This is a genomic window from Stenotrophomonas terrae, from assembly GCF_001431465.1.
Classification (GTDB): Bacteria; Pseudomonadota; Gammaproteobacteria; order Xanthomonadales; family Xanthomonadaceae; genus Stenotrophomonas; species Stenotrophomonas terrae.
The window spans coordinates 15,134-33,419 of the sequence record NZ_LDJJ01000063.1; the positions used below are offsets into that span (position 1 = coordinate 15,134).

Genomic DNA, 18,286 nt, shown 5'->3' on the forward strand with positions numbered 1-18,286 from the left:
GTGCTTTACGCAGCCAGTGCTGCGTCCACTGCCTTGCGCAGGCCTTCGTCATCGGCGGTGGTGTCCGGGGCGAAGCGGGCGACAACCTTGCCATCCTTGCCGATCAGGAACTTCTCGAAGTTCCACAGCACGGCCGGGGCCGGGTTGGCCTCGATACCGAAGCCGACCAGCTTCTCGCGCATCGGGCCTTCGCCGATGGCGGCCGGCTGGGCGGCGGTCAGCTGCTGGTACAGCGGGTGGATATCGTCACCGGCAACGCTGATCTTGGAGAACATCGGGAAGCTGACGTCATAGGTCAATGCGCAGAACTGCTTGATCTCGTCCTCGCTGCCCGGCTCCTGGCCGTTGAAGTTGTTGGCCGGGAAACCCAGCACTTCCAGGCCGGCGTCCTTCTTTTCGCGGTACAGCTTTTCCAGACCTTCGTACTGCGGGGTGAGGCCGCACTTGGAGGCGGTATTGACCACCAGCAGCACCTTGCCGCGGTAGTCAGCCAACGATGACGGTGCGCCGTCGATGGTGGTCAGCGCGATGTCGTAAACGGAAGCGGTCATGCGGTTGCCTGCTTGGGGGTTGGGAAAGGCCAAGCATAAACGGCGGCCGTGGCGCTGGCACGACCAACAGGTTGTAACGCTGGGTTCTGTGGTGGTGCTGAACCACGTTCGGGTGCTGCTTTACCTGTAGTGCCGAGCCATGCTCGGCTGGGGCCTTACCGGTAGAGCCCTTGCCGAGCATGGCTCGGCACTACATTGGGCCTTACCGGTAGAGCCTCTGCCGAGCATGGCTCGGCACTACAGTGGGCGTTGCTTGTCGAGCCTCTGCCGAGCGTGGCTCGGCACTACCTCAGCTGTCGCTGCTTTCGGGGCTGTCTTCGTCGGCTTCATCATCGGTGCCCAGCATTGCCTGCGAGGCGTCGCTGGACAGCGACTCCACGCCGCGCAGCTTGCGTTCGATGGTGCGGGTCTTGCGGCTGGCGTCGCCCAGGCTCTTGCCGACGGTGTTGATCTGCTTCTCGGCCTTTTCGAGGATGCCGGCGAACTTGCCGAACTCGCTCTTCACCGCGCCCAGCAGGCTCCACACTTCCGAGGAGCGCTGCTCGATGGCCAGGGTGCGGAAGCCCATCTGCAAGCTGTTCAACAACGCTGTGACCGTGGTCGGGCCGGCGATCACCACGCGGTGCTCGCGCTGCAAGGCGTCCACCAGACCGGCGCGGCGAATGACTTCGGCATACAGGCCTTCGGTCGGCAGGAACATCACCGCGAAGTCGGTGCTGTGCGGCGGCACGATGTACTTCTCGCTGATCGACTTGGCCTGGATGCGGATTGCCCGTTCCAGCTGGTTGCCGCAGTTGCGTACCGCGTCGGCATCGCCGGCTTCCTGCGCATCGAGCAGGCGCTCGTAGTCCTCACGCGGGAACTTGGAATCGATCGGCAGCCATACCGGCGTATCGGCATCGCCGCGGCCGGGCAGGCGCACCGCGAAATCCACCATCTCGCCGCTGTCGACGCGCAGCTTGACCCCGCGTGCGTACTGCTCGGCGGTCAGGGTCTGCTCAAGGATGTTGTCCAGCTGCACTTCGCCCCAGCCGCCGCGGTTCTTGACGTTGCTCAGCACGCGCTTGAGGTCGCCCACGCCGGTGGCCAGCTGCTGCATTTCACCCAGCCCGCGCTGCACCTGCTCCAAACGCTCGGAGACCAGCTTGAACGAGGAATCCAGGCGCGTATTGAGCGTGCTCTGCAGCTTTTCGTCCACGGTCTGCCGCATCAGTTCGAGCTTGGCGGCGTTGTCGCCCTGCAGGTCCTTCAGCCGCGCTTCCAGGGTCTGCCGCATCTCGGTGATGCGCTGCTCGTTGCGCTGGGTCAGTTCGCCCAGCTTCTGGTTGAGGGTCTCGCCGAAGCGCAGCTGCACCTGTGCGCCTTCTTCGCGGCCCTTGCGGGTTTCCTCGACCAGGCTCTGCTGCAGGCCGGCCAGCTGGCGCGCGAACGCTTCCATGCGCGCTTCCTGCTGCTGGCCGAACACGTCGAGCTGGCCGCGCACATCCTGCAGCCGCGTACCCAGCAACTGCGCAAGCAACTGCTGGGCGTTGGCGGTTTCCTCGCGGCCCTTGCGGGCGTCGTCGTTGAGGCTGTCGCGCAGCAGGTCCAGGCGCTGGTCGGTGCGGGTGGACAGGTCGCTGAGGTTGCGGCCGAAGCCATCGATGCGGATGTCCTGCTGCCGCGCCATGGTTTCCAGCTGCTCACGCAACTCGCCGCGGCCGCTGCGCTGTTCGTCGCGCAAGGTGGTTTCCAGCGCGGAGGTATCGTTACGGCGCAGCAGCAACAGCAGTTGCAGCACGAGGACGGCGACCAGCAGGCCACCAAGGATCAGGGTTTCAGTTTGCATGGGGAGAAGTGTAGCCCTGCCCGTCTCAGAAGCTGATCCGGCAGCATTCGGCGGGTGGCGAAAACTTCCCTGAGCGTGCATCTGCGATCATAGGCACCCCCACCTGCTGCACCCCCGACATGAAGTCTCTGTCCCTGCTGTTGTCGAGCCTGTTGTGCCTGTTGCCGATGGCAGCCCGCGCCGCCGATTCGCAGACCATCACCTCGCCCCATGCCCTGCCCGCCAACGATGCGCGGCCCAAGGTGTTCCTGGCCGGCAGCATCGAGATGGGCAAGGCCGGCGATTGGCAGCAGCAGGTGCAGGCGGCCCTGGCCGAGCAGGGCGTGCTGATGCTCAACCCGCGCCGCGCCGACTGGAACCCGGCCTGGCGCGCCGAGGCCGACGAGCCCGAGTTCCGCCGCCAGGTGGAATGGGAACTGGCCGCGTTGGAGCAGGCCGACATCGTGCTGATGTATTTCGCGCCGGGCACGCAGAGCCCGATCACCCTGCTCGAATTCGGCCTGTACGCGCGCTCGGGCAAGCTGCTGGTAGCCGCGCCCGCCGGTTACTGGCGCAAGGGCAACCTGGACATCACCGGCGATCGCTATGGCGTGCCGCGCTTTGATGACCTGCCGGCGCTGATCAGCGCGGTCAAGCAGCGCCTGGCCGAACAGCGCGCGCCCTGAGCCACCACTGAGACATACGGAGAAGCCTCATGCCGTGGATGGGCATCAACGACCTGGGCACCTTCGTGGTGGCCGTCATCCTGTTCCTGATGTTGCCCGGCCCGGGCACCTTCACCCTGCTCACCGCCACCGCGCGCGGCGGCGTGCGTGCCGGTTACGCGACGTTGGCAGGGCTGATGCTGGGCGATCAGATCCTGATCGCCATCGCCGCCACCGGCGTGGCCGCGCTGCTGCAGGCGCATCCGCTGCTGTTTGCCGGGCTGCGCTACGTGGGTGCGGTCTATCTGATCTGGGTCGGCATCAACCTGCTGCGTGAACCGGCGGCTGCGGTGGCCGGCGAGAGTGCGCCGGTACAACACGGGCGGCGCTGGTTCCGCCAAGCCTTGCTGGTCGGTGTGCTCAATCCGAAGGCCATCCTGTTCTACATGGCCTTCTTCCCGCTGTTCATCGACCCGGTGCGGCAGCGCGGCGCCTTGACCCTGGCAACGATGGCGGTGCTGATCGCCATCCTCAGCATCGGCTGGTGCTCGGTACTGATCTTCGGCGGCCAGTTCATCGCCCGGCGGCTAGCCGGCTACCCGCGCGTCGGAGTGTGGCTGCGGCGCGGCGTCGGCCTCTGCCTGGTGGTGTTCGGGCTGCGGCTGGGCATTGCCGAGTAATGGGCCACGGCATCGTCCCTGACCGTGTCCGCAGCAGGCGCGCGCCGCAAGCGGCCGCGCGCAGGTCGCTTTTATGCCGAATTCGGCGCGATGACACCCGTACGCGGTAAAAGCACGCCAAATGACGGTTTTTTCTAGCTTTGCTGCACTGCGTTAAGCCAAACTCGGCCGCTTCCCCGAACCACCACGAACCGTGAGGTCCGCATGCAGTCCTGGCTCCGGCGCAAGCCCATCGACCAACTCACCGAACACGAAGAAGGCCGTCGGCTTATTCCCTCGCTGAGTTGGCCCCATCTGGTTGCCCTGGGCATTGGTGCCATTGTTGGCACCGGCATCTATACGCTGATCGGCGTGGGTGCGGACAAGGCCGGCCCTGCGGTGCTGCTGTCCTTCATCATTGCCGGTGCGATCTGCGCCTGCGCGGCCTTGGCCTATGCCGAACTGTCGACGATGATGCCGGCCGCAGGCAGTGCCTATACCTACAGCTACAGCGCGCTGGGCGAGACCATCGCCTGGGTGGTGGGCTGGAGCCTGATCCTGGAGTACTCGCTGGTGGTCAGCACGGTGGCGGTCGGCTGGTCCGGCTACTTCGTCGGCTTCCTGGAGTGGCTGCACACCTCGTTTAGCTGGAACGTGGCACTGCCGCAGGCATTGGCTGCCGGCCCGCACGTGGAAGGCGGTTTCCTCAACGTCCCGGCCATCGTCATCACCTTCCTGGTCGCCGGCATGTTGATGGTGGGCACCAAGGAGAGCGCAACGCTCAACGCGGTGCTGGTGGTGTTCAAGCTGATCGCGCTGGCGGTATTCGTGGCAGTGGCGCTGCCGGCATTCGACAGCGCCAACCTGCAGCCGTTCATGCCTTATGGCTTCCCCAAGTCACTGGGCCCGGACGGTGTGGAACGCGGCGTGATGGCAGCGGCGGCGATCATCTTCTTCGCCTTCTACGGCTTCGATGCGATCTCCACCGCGGCCGAAGAGACCAAGAACCCCAAGCGCGACCTGTCGATCGGCATCATCGGTTCGATGGTCGGCTGCACCATCATCTATCTGCTGGTGGCCTTGGCTGCGGTGGGCGCGATGAGCTACACGGTGTTCGGCAAGAGTGCCGAGCCGCTGGCGCTGATCATGCGCGAACTCGGCCACGGCACCGCTGCCCTGGTGATCGGCATCGTCGCCATCATCGCCCTGCCGACCGTGTTGCTGGCCTTCTTCTACGGCCAGAGCCGCATCTTCTTCGTGATGTCGCGTGATGGCCTGCTGCCGCGTGGCCTGTCCAAGGTCAACCAGCGCACCGGCACGCCGGTGACCATCACCCTGTTCACCGCGGTGCTGGTGGCAGCGCTGGCCGGTGTGGCACGCCTGGATGAAATCGCCGCGCTGGCCAATGCCGGCACGCTGGCGGCGTTCACCGCGGTGGGCCTGTGCCTGCTGGTGCTGCGCAAGCGTGAGCCGAACCGTCCGCGTACCTTCCGCACGCCGCTGGCGTGGCTGGTGGGTCCGCTGGCCATCGGTGGCTGCATCTATCTGTTCATCAGCCTGCCGATGCGCACCCAGCTGTGGTTCCTGGCCTGGAACGTATTGGGCCTGGTGGTGTATGCGCTGTACAGCCGCCGCAATGCGGTGCTGGGGCGCGGCAAGTAATCCACAGGCTGTTGTGGATAAAGCGAAAGGCGGGCTTCGGCCCGCTTTTTGTATTTGGGGTGTTGGGTCTTGCTTGAAGAGCACCCCTCCCCGGCCCTCCCCTGCGCTACGCGCAAAGGAGGGGGCGGCTCTGCTCCCTCCCTTTGCCGCAGGCAAGGGGAGGGTTGGGGAGGGGTGCTTCTGCCCTGAAGCCTCAAAGCTCAGCCCCGCATGTGGATAAGCCACTTATCCCCAGCCGTTTGTGGATAAAAACAAAGCGGGCCTGAGCCCGCTTCGTCATTCCTGCATCCAACAGCGCGCGATCAGGGCTTCTTCTGCGCCGCCGCGTAATCCTGCGCCTGGCGCATCACCCGCAGCACGTTGCCGCTCCAGATATTGGCAATCTGCGCATCGCTCAAGCCACGGCGCTGCATCCACGCGGTGATCTTGGGCAGGTCGGCGGCGTCTTCCATGCCGGTCACACCGCCACCACCGTCCCAATCCATGCCGATGCCGACATGGTCCGGGCCGACCACGTCGAGCAGGTGGCCGAAGTGCTGGAAGAAATCATCCAACGTGGCCTTGCGCTGCGGGTATTTCTGGTCGAGTTCGGCCATCGCCTTGTGCAACTCCACGCCCTTGGCCATGGTCATGTTGTCCCAGCCGCCCAAGCGCGCTTCCAGCGCATCTTCGGCCTGCTTGCGTTCGGCGCTCTTGGTTTCGTCGACCAGATAGCCGCCATAGGCATTGGCCTGGATCACCCCGCCCTTGGCGGCCAGCTGGCGCAGGCGCGCGTCGTCGAGGTTGCGTGGGTGGTTGAACACCGCCTTGGCCGAGCTGTGGGACAGGATGAAGGGCACCGGCATCATCTCGATCAGGTTGTCGAACACCGCATCGGAAGCGTGCGACTGGTCGATCACGATGCCCAGCTTCACCGCCTCGTTGACCAGCGCCTTGCCGGCCGGGCTCAGGCCCTTCCATTCGGCGCCCTTGGGATCGGTGGCCGAGTCGGCGAATTCGTTGTTGGCGAAATGCACGGTCGACATCAGCCGCAAGCCGGTCTTGTAGTAGAAGCTCAGCAGGGTGGGGTCGGCGACCAGCGGGCTGCCGTTCTCCATGCTGATATAGACCACGCGCTTGCCGGCGGCCTTGATGCGGGCGGCATCATCGGCGCTCAGTGCCAGCTGGAACTTGTCCGGGTTGGCGGCCAGCATTTCGTGGATTTCCTGCATGCGCTGCAGGCCGTGGTCACGTTCGGCAATGTGTGCGGCCGGGCTGCGGTCGCCCTGATGGGTGTAGATGGCGAAGAAACCGCCATCCAGTGCACCTTCCACCATGCGCGGGTAATCCACCTGCGACAGCGCGTTATGGTCGTGCCGCTGCATGATGTTGAAGTCAGCGCGCGGGAAGTTGGCCGGTGTATCCAGGTGCGTATCCAGGGTCAGCAGCTCCTGCTGCAAGGCAGTGGCCTTGCTCAGCTCGGCCTGGCTGAATTCAACTGCCGACGCCGCCAACGGAAAGCACAGCGACAGGGATACCAGCACGGACAGGGGACGCAGGGTCATGGAGCCTCACCGGATTCAGGAAAATCCGACCTTAACGCCAGTCGCCGGATGACAGCCAGTGACGGACGGCACAGAGCGCGCAGCGCGCCATTAGCGGCTGTCCCATCCATCCACAGCCGCCTGTGGATAAGCGCCCCACCAGGTAACGCCGGCTTATTCCACCTCGCACTGCACGCTGAGGGTCAGCTTGCCGCCTGCGGGGAACTGGGCAACGGTGACACCTGACGGTTGCAACAGATCCGCCGGTGTGGCCGGGCAGCTGGCGCCGCCCAGGGCCTCGCAGGCGCTGACCGCACAGTTCTTCAAGCCGGCGGTGGGGGTATCGCGCAATACCGCAGCGTCGGCAGCGTCCGGCCCACCATTGCTGGCAATCACTTTGTACTGGGTGGTTGAACCGGCGACCAGACTGCTGGCGTCATTGCTCTTGCTGATCGACAACTCGGCGCCGGCCTTGTTGGTGAAGGTGCAGACGATGTTGGCGCCGTTGGTGACGGCAGCCGCCGGCACGGTGACGCTGCGTCCATCCAGGTTGACCGTGGGGTTGATGCCTTCGCCCATACCGGTGCATTGGATTCCTGTCAGGCTGAAACCCGGCGTCTGTGCCTCGGTCAGGGTGGTGGCCGTGTTCAAGCTGGCAAACGCCTGTGGTTTGCCGGCGCTGGCCTGACCCACCGTGCTGGTGGTGATGGCGTGCGCGGCAACACCATTGGTGCCGGTGAAGTTGAAGCTGCCCACCCCGCCCTGGCTGATCTTGCGCGTCGTCAGTACCGGCCGTGGCGTATTGGTGATGATGCAGCTGTACTGGGTATTGGCGGCTACGTTGATGGTCCAATCCGGGCCACTGCCCGCCGGCGTATAGGCCTGTTCCTGCTGCCCCAGGCGCATGGCCCGGCAGCTGATGCGCTTGTCGTAGTCGCTGATGGCCATGCCGCTGCCAGCGGCCATGGCATCGCGCAGTGTGTAGGTGGCGCCGGTGTTGACCTGGACCGCGCCGGTGCTGACCTGCAGGCCGGTGCCGCTGCCGCTGGTGGTTGCCTCACGCAGCACCGTACCGCCCTGCCGCAGCGAAACGGCGAACTGGTCGGCCGGCAGGATGCGGCGGTTCTCGACCACCTTGTCGATCATGATTGCCGGGATCGGGAAGGTGATGCTGCCGTTGCAGCCGGCGGAACTGCTGGCCTGCGACGGGTTGCTGAACTGACTGGCGGGGATGATCTGCACGTTGCCGCCGTTGATCGCCGGGTGCTGCCAGCGCAACCGGTTGTATTCCAGGCCGGCATTGTTGGTCCAAAGCACCCGCAGCAGGGCACAGGCATTGTCGTTGGCGGCGTTGAAGCGGCCGATGACCTGATAGCTGTTCTCGTTGTCCGTCCAGTTGCTCAGCGTGCCAACCGGAATGTCGTAGGACGCCGTCCGGTAGTTGGTATTGGTGTAGTCGGAGGCGAAGTTGATCTCCACCCAGTCATCATGGGCCACGTCCAGGGTATAGGTGCCAGCGCGCGGGAAGCGCACCAGCGCATACATCACCCGGCCCATCACCTGGTTCCTGCAGGAAGCACTGTTGGGGTCACCGCCGGCAGCACGGTTGTCACACAGCGCAAAGTCGGTGACACGGAAATCGATGCCGGGCGCGGTGCCGGTGCGCACCGCGTTGTTGACGTTGCTGGCAAGCGCGCGCAGGCCGTCCAGTGGCGCTGCTTCGTTGCGATTGTCGTATTTGGGTTTGCCGGCCGGGCCGATGTAATTGGCATCCGCCGGTACCGCACTCTGTCCCCGGTAGTCTTCCCACAGCACCGATTGCGCCAGCGCCTGGCCGGTGCCAAGCAACAGCAGGGCAAGCAGGCCAGCGCGCAGGCAACAGCGCTGGAATCGATGGATAGATTGAAACCCCATGGGCCACGTCCTCGTGCAGCTATACGGGGACCGGCCACGGGCCAGGATTGTGTGTGCTTCCGAGCAGGTGCCCCCCGATAACAGCCACCGCGCCGGGCTGAAACACCGGCACCGAAGACTTCGGCGGCAGATCAGCGGGGGCGAGTCTGCATGGCGAAGTGTGATGGAAGTATCAATTCACGGCGTAATGAGAAAGCTGAAAGCCGTGCTTGGCGCATCCACAAAAGGCGCCGACACCCGCTTGCACGGGCGTGGCGCCGTTTGCGGCAGCGCTGCTGTATTCAGTCCAGCACGCGGCAGAACACCGCCTTGAGGTAACGCGATTCCTGCACATGCGCCATGAACGGATGGTCCGGGCCGGCGCCGGCCACCTTCAGGATCTGGATGGTGCGGTTGGAATAGAACGCGGCACGCCGCAGCATGTCCAGGAACTGGTCCTCGGCCACCAGGCCGGTGCAGGAGAAGGTGGCAAACAGGCCGCCGGGCTTGACCACGCCCAAGGCCAGTTTGTTCATGTCCAGGTACTTCTTCAGCGCGGTGATGACCTGGTCGCGGTCGCGGGTCATCTTGGCCGGGTCCAGGATCACCACGTCGTACTGGTCGCCGCGGTTGGCCGCATCACGCAGCCACGGGAAGATATCGGCCTGCACGAAACGCGGCTTGGCGTTGTTCAAACGCGCATTGCCCTTGGCCAGCTGGATCACGTCCTGGTCGATGTCCACGCCCAGCACGTCGGCCGCACCGCGCGCTGCGGCATACACCGCGAAACCGCCGGTGTTGCAGCACAGGTCGAGCACGGTCTTGCCTTCCACCTGCTGGCTCAGCCACTCACGGTTCTCGCGCTGGTCGGCGAAGAAACCGGTCTTGTGCGCGCCTGCCGGATCAGCACGGAACTTGATGCCGTACTCGCTGATGACCGCCGGTTCGGTGGTGGTATTGCCGTGGAAATCGAAGCTTTCCTGCTTCTGCACGTGTTCGTCGGCGAAGCTGTGGAAGCGGCAACCCGGGAACAGGTCGCGCAGTGCTTCGTAGATCCACTCGCGGTGACGGAACATGCCGGCGGCAAAGAACTCGACCACCAGTAGGTCGTCATAACGGTCAACCACCAGGCCGGACAGGCCGTCGCCTTCGCTGTGGACAACACGCCAGGCATTGGAGGTTGCATCGAGCTTGAGCACGTCGCGGCGCAATGACACCGCCTGCGCCAGCTTCTGCGCGAACCAGGCCTGGTCCACCGCCACGTCCGGGTTGGTTTCCAGGATGCGCACGGCGATGCGCGAATGGCCATTGTAGAAACCACGGCCAATCCACTCGCCGTCCACCCCGACCACGTCGACGATGGTGCCGGACTTGGGCTTGACGGTCGGCTTTTCGACCAGTTTCTGGAAAATCCACGGGTGGCTGGAGCGCCACGCGTTCTTCAGGCGTACGACGGGAAGTGGGGTATTCATGGCGCTATTGTAGCCGCGCAGCGCCCCCTGCCTGCAGCGTATTCATTGACTGGAATGGGCACAGGCGGCACTATTCGCCCCAGAAGGGGAGTAGCTCCCAGACGTTGTCGCCGTCAATTCGAGTCGCAAGACTCCGGTGCAACGGCAGTTCCAGCCATTGGAACTGTGAGCAAGACCTTCGCCGCATTGGCGAAGCTCTGTCCCCGGTCTCCTTATTCCGTGTCCAGCTCTTGGCCTTTGTGGTTCCGAGATACCCCCGTTCACGACCGGAATTTTTCCATGATGCAGACAATTGGTAATCCCTGGCTGTGGGGCGGCTTCATTGCCGTCGTCATCGCCGCGCTGTTGATCGACCTGGTGCTGATGCGCCACGGTGGCCCGCACAAGGTCACCTTCAAGGAGGCCATTTACTGGTCGCTGGGCTGGGTGGCGCTGGCCTTGGCCTTCAACGCCGGCCTCTGGTACTACCTGCACGAGACCGCCGGCGCGGCGGTGGCCAATGAAGTCGGCCTGCAGTTCCTGACCGGCTACCTGATCGAAAAAGCCCTGGCGGTCGACAACATCTTCGTCTTCCTGCTGATCATGGGCTACTTCGCGGTGCCCGAGACGCAGCGCCAACGTGTGCTGATCATCGGCATCCTGGGCGCGATCGTGCTGCGTACGATCATGATCTTCGCCGGTTCGGTACTGGTTACCCAGTTCCATTGGTTGCTGTACGTGTTCGGCGCCTTCCTGCTCTACACCGGCTGGAAGATGTGGTTTGCCGCCAGCGAGGAACCCAGCCTGGACAACAATCCGGCGCTGAAGTTCATGCGCAAGCACCTGCGCATCACCCACGAGTACAACGGCAACCGCCTGGTCGCCGAGAAGGATGGCGTGCGCTGGTTCACCCCGATGTTCGTGGTGCTGATCCTGATCGCGGTCACCGACGTGATCTTCGCGGTGGACTCGATCCCGGCCATCTTCGCCATCACCACCGACCCGTTCATCGTGCTGACCTCGAACGTGTTCGCGGTGCTTGGCCTGCGCGCGATGTTCTTCCTGCTGGCCGGCATGGCCGACCGTTTCCACCTGTTGCCTTACGGCCTGGCCGTCATCCTGGCCTTCATCGGTACCAAGATGCTGCTGATCGACATATTCAAGATCCCGGTACCGGTATCGCTGGGCGTGGTTGCCGCGATCCTGGTGGCCACGGTGATCCTGAGTCTGAAGATCCCGCCGAAGGGCGGCCACAAGGCCTGATCCACGCGCCACCGGCGGGATTGTCCCGCCGGTGGCACGCCAGTTCCCATGCGCGGCGCCCTTGGCTTTGCCAGCGGGCGCCGCAATCACTTGATCATGGACACGCCAACCCTGCCTGACACCGGCGACACGCCGGCCACCGCCGCCCGCAACGACCGCAGCCGCGTGCTGCGCGCGTTCAACATCAGCCTGGGCTTCGTCCTGCTGCTGGTGGCGATGTTCGCCCTGCAGAGCAGCGGCTGGGATTGGCGGCCGTGGGCGGTAGCCCCGCTGGAAGCCAGCGGCCTGGCCGGCCTGCTGGGCGCGCCCCTGCTGCACGGCTCGATCGAACACCTGGGCGCCAACGCGGTGGCCCTGCTGATCCTCGGCACCCTGGCCGGCAGCGTTTATCCCAAGGCCACCCTGCGTGCCCTGCCCCTGCTGTGGCTGGGTTCCGGACTGGGGGCCTGGATGCTGGGCGAGGCCGGCAGCCGCCACCTCGGCGCCAGTGGCCTGACCCACGGCCTGATGTTCCTGGTGTTCGTACTCGGCCTGCTGCGCCGCGACCGGCCGGCGATTGCCGCCAGCCTGATCGGCTTCCTGTTCTACGGCAGCATGCTGATCACCATCCTGCCGCACGAGCCGGGCGTGTCCTGGCAGTCGCATATGGGCGGCGCCGCCGCAGGCGTGATCGCCGCGCTGCTGTTCCGCAACGCCGACCCGCGCGCTGCCCGCAAGCGCTACAGCTGGGAAGACGAGGAAGAAGAACAGCTGGCTCAAGCCAACGACGAGCTGGAGCCACCACTGCCGCGAGATGTGCCGGTGCTGTGGCAGCCGCGCGAAGGTCGCGACTATGAGGTGGTGGTGCCGTTGCGGCGACCAACGCCCAGGCAGGATGACTAAGGTTGCTTTGGCAAGTCTCCGTTCATTGCCACACGCAAGCACCCCCAACCCGCCGCTGCCAAAATCAGCATTACCATCGAACTAGACATCAGATGGAACAAAAAAGAGAGCCGATCATCAGCCCAGTAATAGTAGTGGACCGTGTTGTTTCGTAGTGACCCGCCGATCAGGACACCACGCATCACCCCCAAGGCCAACGCAACCCCCTTGCCGAGGCTATAGACCGCAAGCATTGCACCAAACAATGCCATTACGGCACGAATGATGGCCGGCACAGCATCGTTGCTATTTGGCCCGGCGGAAGGTGCGGCCTGACTCGGTTGTGCTCCGCCACGATCCTTGTTCCTGCGCTTGGCCCGACGCCTTGCTACTGGCGGCTGCCATCTGTCCCTGGGCTGGTTTTGAGAGCCTGAGGCTGCGTGCTGCGCTGGAGGCGGCAGCTCAATGACATCGTTGGGAACGCTCAGCCCCAGCTGGTCAGCAACCCGCTGCAAGAACGCCTGCGTTTTTGCCCAGCCTGGCCTTATCTGCACGGTTTCAAAACTGAGCTGGTGCTCGCTGCTGTCGTTGTTGATCAGCCACAACTGGGCCGGGAATCGCGTCGGGCCACGGCCGCTCGATCTGCTGGCAATCACCAGACGACGAAGCTGAAGCTTCCGTCGCTCATCCAGAGCAAAGACTTCAACCTTCGCAGCAGCCCCGAACATATTGCACGAGCGACGTATCGCCCGATTGCCGGGCACATCGATTTCCAGTGTTTCTCGTACCCGGGTGTACCAGCCACTGGCCAGCCCCATCACCGGCAATGCCATCAAAGCCAGCAGCGCTAGCAGCGCATCCAGCAATCCGCCTCGCATCCACTTCCAACGAAAATCGACGTCCCCAATCAGTAGCGCGGGCAAACCCAAGAGGAGCAGCACCATCAGCAGCAACCCCGCCCGCAGCACCCAATTGACCGCGTGGATCCGCAGCACCGGTCCTTCTTCGTAGCGATACCCAATCAACATGCTCCGCCCTCATCCGTGATGGGCAACGACCCATGATGGCCGCTCCGATGGCGGCCATTATCTCACCAGCCAGCGCTGGACCACGGCCAGGGCAAATCCATAGGGTCCGAAGGCACCTTCGCTGCCAACCAACTACGCTCAGTTGCCGTCGACCGCCCGCCGCCCCAGTGCCGGATCATCGGTGAAGAACGCATCGATGCCGGCCTGCAGATAGGTGCGGATCTCGGCTACCGAGGCTTCCGGGTTGCGTGCGTTCTCCGCGCCCTGGCGCAGTGCCGGCGGCAGGAACGGGTTTTCCGGGCGGAAGCTGTAGGCCACCACCTGCAGGCCGGCGGCATGGGCGTCGCCGATCAGCGCGGTGGGTGCGGCCAGTTTGCCCTGTGCATCCAGCGGCACCAGCGCACGCCGTTCCACGCCGATCGCATCGGCATAGCGGGCGATATCGCGCAATCCGGCCGGTGTCATCATCTGTGTATAAGTCAGGCTGCCACCGGCCAGGGCGACGTCGGCCGGTTTCTGGTCGCCACCATCGAGCAGCTGCAGCAGGCGGATATTGCTGTCCTTGCCGAGCTTGCCGCGGATCTGCCGCAGGTTGGCGGTCTCAAACGACTGCAGCAGGATCGGCGCCACCTTGGTGTAGCTGTTGCCCTGCAGGGTGCTCAACAGTTTGTCTTCCATCGGCAGGCCGATGCCGCGGAAGTAGCTGCCGTGCTTGATCTCCGGGGCCAGGCCGATGCCACGGTTGGCACGGCCGGCCTGCTGCACCAGGAAGCTGATGATCTCGTCCAGGGTGGCGATGCGGAACTGGCCGTCGAAAGCGGTGCCGCGAATCTGCGGCAGGCGTTCGCGCGCGTACAGCGTTTTCAGCTCGGCGACGGTGAAGTCTTCAGTGAACCAGCCCTCGACCGCCTGCCCATCGATCAGCTTGCGGGTGCGGCGGCTGGCGAACTCGGGATGGCTGGCGACGTCGGTGGTGGAACCGATCTCGTTTTCGTGACGGGCCAGCATCACTCCGTCCTTGCTCATCACCAGGTCCGGCTCGATGTAATCGGCGCCGTCGCTGATGGCCTGTGCATAAGCGGCCAAGGTGTGCTCGGGCAGCAACGCGCTGGCACCACGGTGCGCGTACACCGAAACCTGGGGATAAGTCTGCGCGGCTGAGCTGTCCATTGCCCCGCAGCATGCCACGCCAACCCCCACCGCCATCAACCAGGCCCAGCTTCGCACCGTCAGCACTCCAATCGAAAACAAGGCGCGCAGCATGACGGCTGCATGTGACGTGCGTAAGAACGCGCAGGTATCAATCGCGCTGCCAGTGCCAACCGTCCTCACCGGCATGCAGGCGCGCGGTGATGCCGATGGCCTGCAGCAAGGCCTCGTCATGCGAGACCAGCAGCAGGCTGCCCTGATATTGCCGCAGCAGGGTTTCCAATGCAGCCAGCGCCTCCAGGTCCAGATGGTTGCCGGGTTCATCCAGCAATAGCAGCTGTGCCGGCGGATCGGCGTACAGCGCGCAGGCCAGGCCGGCTTTCAACCGTTGCCCGCCGCTGAGCCGGGCCGAGGGCAGCTGCACCAGATCCGCATCCAGGCCAAGCAGGGCCAGGCGGCTGCGCAGCTCCGCTTCGGCCAATGTGGGGTTACGCAGGCGCAGGGTGTCGAGCACGCTGCACTGCGCCGGCAGCAACTGCAGTTGCTGATCGAGCAGGGCCATCGGCACCTGCACGCTGACCTCGCCGGCCAGCGCCGGCAGTTGCCCGGCCAGCACCTTCAGCAGGGTCGACTTGCCCACACCGTTGGCGCCGGTGATGGCAACGCGTTCGCCACGGCGCAGCTGGAAGTCCAGCGCGCGCAGTGCCGGTGCCACATAGGGCAACTGCAGTTGGTTGGTGCGCACCACCCATTCCGGTCCGGTCGATTGCACATCCGGCAACAGCAATACCGGCGCTGCGGCTTCGCTGTCGGCCTGCGCTTCGCGTACCGCGTCATGCAGCTGTGCCTGGCGTTGATCCAGCTGTGCGCGGGCCTTGCCGAGGCTGGCTTCGGCGCGTTGCCGCTGTAGGCCAAGCAGGATCGGTGCTTGATTGGCGTTTGCCGCATCACGGTTGCCGCGCGCGCTGCGCTGCTCCAGCCGCTGCCGTTGATCGCGCAAGGCCTGCTCGCCCTTGCGACGTTCGTGCCGGCGTTGCTGCAGCAGGGCATCGGCAGCCGCGCGTTCGGCCGCGCGTGCCTGTGCATAAAAAGCATGGTTGCCGCCGTAGCTGCGCAGGCCCTGTGGCGACAGTTCGACGATGCGTTCCACCTGTTGCAGCAGCAGGCGATCGTGGCTGACCAGGATCAGGCCCTGCTTTCTGCCTTGCAGCTGCTCGGCCAACCAATGCCGGCCCGCGTGATCGAGATGATTACTGGGTTCGTCGAGGATCAGCCATTCCACCGGTTGCAGCAGTGCACCTACCAAAGCCACGCGCATGCATTGGCCACCACTGAGCTTATCCACAGGTGTGTCGGCGTCGACGTCATGCAGGCCTGCATCGGCCAAGGCCTGTTGCAGCGTTTCACACAGCGTCCAATGCTCGCCAACGGCGTCGAAATCCGCCTGCAGCGTGCTGCCGGCTTCAATCCTGCGCAATGCATCCACACGCTTATCCACAGCTGCCAGCTCGGCTACACGTTGGCCGCTACGCGGCTGTATCTGCTGGGCGAGGTAATAGGCCTCACCGATCCGACGGCAATGCCCGGCACTGGGTTGACGCAGCCCGGCCATGATCTGCGCGAGCACGGACTTGCCCACACCGTTGCGACCGACCAGGCCGGTAGGCCGCGGGTCGAACTGTGCATTGAGTTTGGAGAACAGGCAGCGCCCGTCAGGCGTCTGCCAAGCGACGCCGTCCAGCGTCAGGGAAACAGAAGTTGTCATGCGGTTTTCCATCGATGCCCGAAGCACCCGGCCGCCAATGGCAGCAGGGACTGGTAGGGACCGTCTTCAAGACGGTGACATCAATGGCGCATTGGACCGGACTCCGTTGGCGGGGGCATCCCGTAACGCGTATAGCCTAACGGCGGAAAACCGAACCGTCAGTAACCGGCGGCGCGTTGCCAACCGCGCCGCCGTGCCAGCAAAGCAATTAACTCAGGCCTTGGCCGGGCGATGCGTGGCACACAGCTTGTTGCCTGCCGGATCACGCAGGTAGGCCAGGTAAAGCGGGCCGAATGGCGTCTGCCGCGGACCCGGCGGGTCTTCCACGCTGGTACCGCCGTTGCCCACACCCGCCGCATGCCATGCATCCACCAGCTCGGCGGTGCTGCAGTTGAAGCCGATGGTGCCGCCATTGGCATGCGTGGCCGGCTCGCCGTTGCGCGGATGGCCGACGATCAGCAAGGCGCCGCCATGGACGTACACCACGTTGCCCTTGGCGTCGATGAAACCCGGCTTTGCGCCGAGCGTGGAAAGCAGGGCGTCATAGAACGCCTTGGATGCGTCCAGGTCATTGGCACCCACCACGATGTGCGAAAACATCCACTACCTCCTGACTATTGTGTACCTGGCCCTGCGGACCCGTAGTTGCGCTTCTGCATCACTTTCCGATGCAGAAGCTCGAAAATATCCTGCCCAGCAGATCGTCCGCAGTCATGCGGCCGGTTATTTCGCCCAGTGCATCATGGGCCAGGCGCAGTTCCTCGGCGGCCAGTTCCAACTGGTCGTAGTGCAGCTGGCCATCGGCCGCGTCGAGGTGCTCGCTGGCCAGCGCCAGTGCTTCGACATGGCGCAGGCGCGCGGAGAACTCGCCCTGCATGCCCTCGCCCGCTCCGTCATTGGCGATCTCGCGCAGGCGCGCGTGCAGCTGCTCCAAGCCTTCGCCATTGGCAGCGGAGAGAGCGATGCTGTCTTGGTCCAGGTTCTGCGGCCACTGCGGCAGCAGATCGCATTTGTTGTAGATCCACAGCTGGCGCGCGGCCTGTGCAGCGGCGTCACCAATCGCGGCCCTGCCCGCTTGCGGGTCGCGGGCATCGAGCACCACGATGGCCAGGTCCGCGCGCTGCATCTCGGCGCGGGCGCGACGCATGCCTTCGCGCTCGATGGCGTCGCCGCCCTCGCGCAGGCCGGCGGTATCCACCAGCTCCAGCTCCAGGCCATCGATGCGGATGGTCTCGCGCAGGGTGTCGCGGGTGGTGCCGGCGATATCGGTGACGATGGCCCGCTCGCTGCCAGCCAGTGCGTTCAACAGCGAACTCTTGCCGGCATTGGGCGGACCAATCAGTACCGCATGCAAGCCATCGCGCAGCTTGCGGCCACGTTCGGCGTCGATGCGCAGCTGGGCCAGCAAGGCCTTGGCCTGTTCGATGCCGGCACGGACCTGCGCGCCGCCCAAGGTGTCCAGCGGTTCGTCGGCGAAATCGATGGCGGCCTCGACGTGGATGCGCAGCCGTACCAGCTGTTCGCCCACTTCTTCCACACGGCGCGAGAACACGCCATCGAGCGAGCGGCGGGCAGCGCGCGCGGCGCGCACATCACCGGCGGCGATCAGGTCGGCGATGGCCTCGGCCTGGGCCAGGTCGAGCTTGCCGTTGAGGAAGGCCCGCTCACTGAACTCACCGGCACGGGCTTGGCGTGCGCCCAGCTCGATGCAACGGGCCAGCAACTGCCGCAGCACCACCGGGCTGCCGTGGCCCTGCAGCTCCACCACGTCTTCACCGGTAAAGCTGCGTGGGCCGGGGAAATACAGCGCCATGCCGTCGTCGATCACTTCGCCGGCCGCATCACGGAATTTGGCGTAGTGCGCGTGGCGCGGCTTGAGCTGTGGACAACCCAAGGCAACCGCAATCCGTAGTGACTGCGGGCCGGACACGCGCAGCATGCCGACGCCACCGGCGGCGGCGCCACTGGCGATGGCAACGATGGTCTGGCCTGTGGATATCTCGCTCATG

At 64.8% G+C, this 18,286-nt stretch carries 15 protein-coding genes; 5 read left to right on the forward strand and 10 right to left on the reverse strand.

The genetic code is table 11. From position 1 onward, the window contains the following. Nucleotides 1–5: 5 nt before the first annotated feature. A complete protein-coding gene (locus tag ABB27_RS16415) occupies nt 6–551 on the reverse strand; it encodes a glutathione peroxidase (protein ID WP_057629916.1) in 546 nt (181 codons plus the stop codon). 289 nt (nt 552–840) lie between these two features. Then, nucleotides 841–2,379 carry a DNA recombination protein RmuC gene (locus tag ABB27_RS16420; RefSeq protein WP_057629918.1) on the reverse strand — a complete coding sequence of 513 codons (1,539 nt, stop codon included), beginning with the start codon at nt 2,377–2,379 and terminating at the stop codon, nt 841–843. Between the two features lie 119 nt (nt 2,380–2,498). Between ABB27_RS16420 and ABB27_RS16425 the strand changes: the two genes are divergently transcribed. The 3 genes from ABB27_RS16425 (at nt 2,499) to ABB27_RS16435 (ending at nt 5,344) form a co-directional block, all read left to right on the forward strand. After that, the gene (locus tag ABB27_RS16425) at nt 2,499–3,044 is read left to right on the forward strand and encodes a nucleoside 2-deoxyribosyltransferase domain-containing protein (RefSeq protein WP_057629921.1); all 546 of its coding nucleotides are present in this window, start codon (nt 2,499–2,501) and stop codon (nt 3,042–3,044) included. A 29-nt stretch (nt 3,045–3,073) separates the two neighbouring features. Continuing rightward, nucleotides 3,074–3,703: a leucine efflux protein LeuE gene (leuE, locus tag ABB27_RS16430; protein WP_057629923.1), complete on the forward strand. Its 630-nt coding sequence runs from the start codon at nt 3,074–3,076 to the stop codon at nt 3,701–3,703. Nucleotides 3,704–3,907: 204 nt separating this feature from the next. Further along, nucleotides 3,908–5,344, forward strand: coding sequence for an amino acid permease (locus tag ABB27_RS16435; protein ID WP_057629925.1), 1,437 nt, complete (start codon nt 3,908–3,910; stop codon nt 5,342–5,344). 302 nt (nt 5,345–5,646) lie between these two features. On the opposite strand, the gene ABB27_RS16440 is transcribed toward ABB27_RS16435, so the two are convergent. The 3 genes from ABB27_RS16440 to ABB27_RS16450 all read right to left on the reverse strand — a co-directional run bounded on the left by ABB27_RS16440 (nt 5,647) and on the right by ABB27_RS16450 (nt 10,232). Beyond that, the gene (locus ABB27_RS16440; RefSeq protein WP_057629927.1) at nt 5,647–6,888 is read right to left on the reverse strand and encodes a dipeptidase; all 1,242 of its coding nucleotides are present in this window, start codon (nt 6,886–6,888) and stop codon (nt 5,647–5,649) included. A 153-nt stretch (nt 6,889–7,041) separates the two neighbouring features. Then, complete coding sequence (locus tag ABB27_RS16445; RefSeq protein WP_057629929.1) at nt 7,042–8,781, reverse strand: prealbumin-like fold domain-containing protein; 1,740 nt, start codon at nt 8,779–8,781, stop codon at nt 7,042–7,044. Between the two features lie 281 nt (nt 8,782–9,062). Further along, on the reverse strand, nt 9,063–10,232 hold the full coding sequence (locus ABB27_RS16450; RefSeq protein WP_057629931.1) for a class I SAM-dependent rRNA methyltransferase: 1,170 nt from the start codon (nt 10,230–10,232) through the stop codon (nt 9,063–9,065). 282 nt (nt 10,233–10,514) lie between these two features. Here ABB27_RS16450 and ABB27_RS16455 point away from each other — a divergent pair, with 282 nt between their 5' ends. Together ABB27_RS16455 and ABB27_RS16460 are read left to right on the forward strand one after the other, a co-directional pair. Further along, nucleotides 10,515–11,474, forward strand: a complete 960-nt coding sequence (locus ABB27_RS16455; RefSeq protein WP_057629959.1) for a TerC family protein — start codon at nt 10,515–10,517, stop codon at nt 11,472–11,474. 96 nt (nt 11,475–11,570) lie between these two features. Continuing rightward, nucleotides 11,571–12,356: a rhomboid family intramembrane serine protease gene (locus tag ABB27_RS16460; RefSeq protein WP_057629961.1), complete on the forward strand. Its 786-nt coding sequence runs from the start codon at nt 11,571–11,573 to the stop codon at nt 12,354–12,356. Here ABB27_RS16460 and ABB27_RS16465 read toward each other — a convergent pair. The 5 genes from ABB27_RS16465 to mnmE form a co-directional block, all read right to left on the reverse strand. After that, nucleotides 12,353–13,363 (reverse strand): hypothetical protein, encoded by a 1,011-nt coding sequence (locus ABB27_RS16465; RefSeq protein WP_057629932.1) that lies wholly within the window; start codon nt 13,361–13,363, stop codon nt 12,353–12,355. The two genes, ABB27_RS16460 and ABB27_RS16465, sit on opposite strands and share 4 nt — an antisense overlap. Before the next feature lie 138 nt (nt 13,364–13,501). Next, nucleotides 13,502–14,533 carry a glycerophosphodiester phosphodiesterase gene (locus ABB27_RS16470; protein ID WP_244479259.1) on the reverse strand — a complete coding sequence of 344 codons (1,032 nt, stop codon included), beginning with the start codon at nt 14,531–14,533 and terminating at the stop codon, nt 13,502–13,504. A gap of 130 nt (nt 14,534–14,663) precedes the next feature. After that, a complete protein-coding gene (locus ABB27_RS16475) occupies nt 14,664–16,277 on the reverse strand; it encodes an ATP-binding cassette domain-containing protein (RefSeq protein WP_057629965.1) in 1,614 nt (537 codons plus the stop codon). Between the two features lie 213 nt (nt 16,278–16,490). Then, on the reverse strand, nt 16,491–16,877 hold the full coding sequence (locus tag ABB27_RS16480) for a VOC family protein (RefSeq protein ID WP_057629934.1): 387 nt from the start codon (nt 16,875–16,877) through the stop codon (nt 16,491–16,493). A gap of 58 nt (nt 16,878–16,935) precedes the next feature. Next, on the reverse strand, nt 16,936–18,285 hold the full coding sequence (gene mnmE / locus ABB27_RS16485; RefSeq protein WP_057629936.1) for a tRNA uridine-5-carboxymethylaminomethyl(34) synthesis GTPase MnmE: 1,350 nt from the start codon (nt 18,283–18,285) through the stop codon (nt 16,936–16,938). Nucleotide 18,286 lies beyond the last annotated feature (1 nt).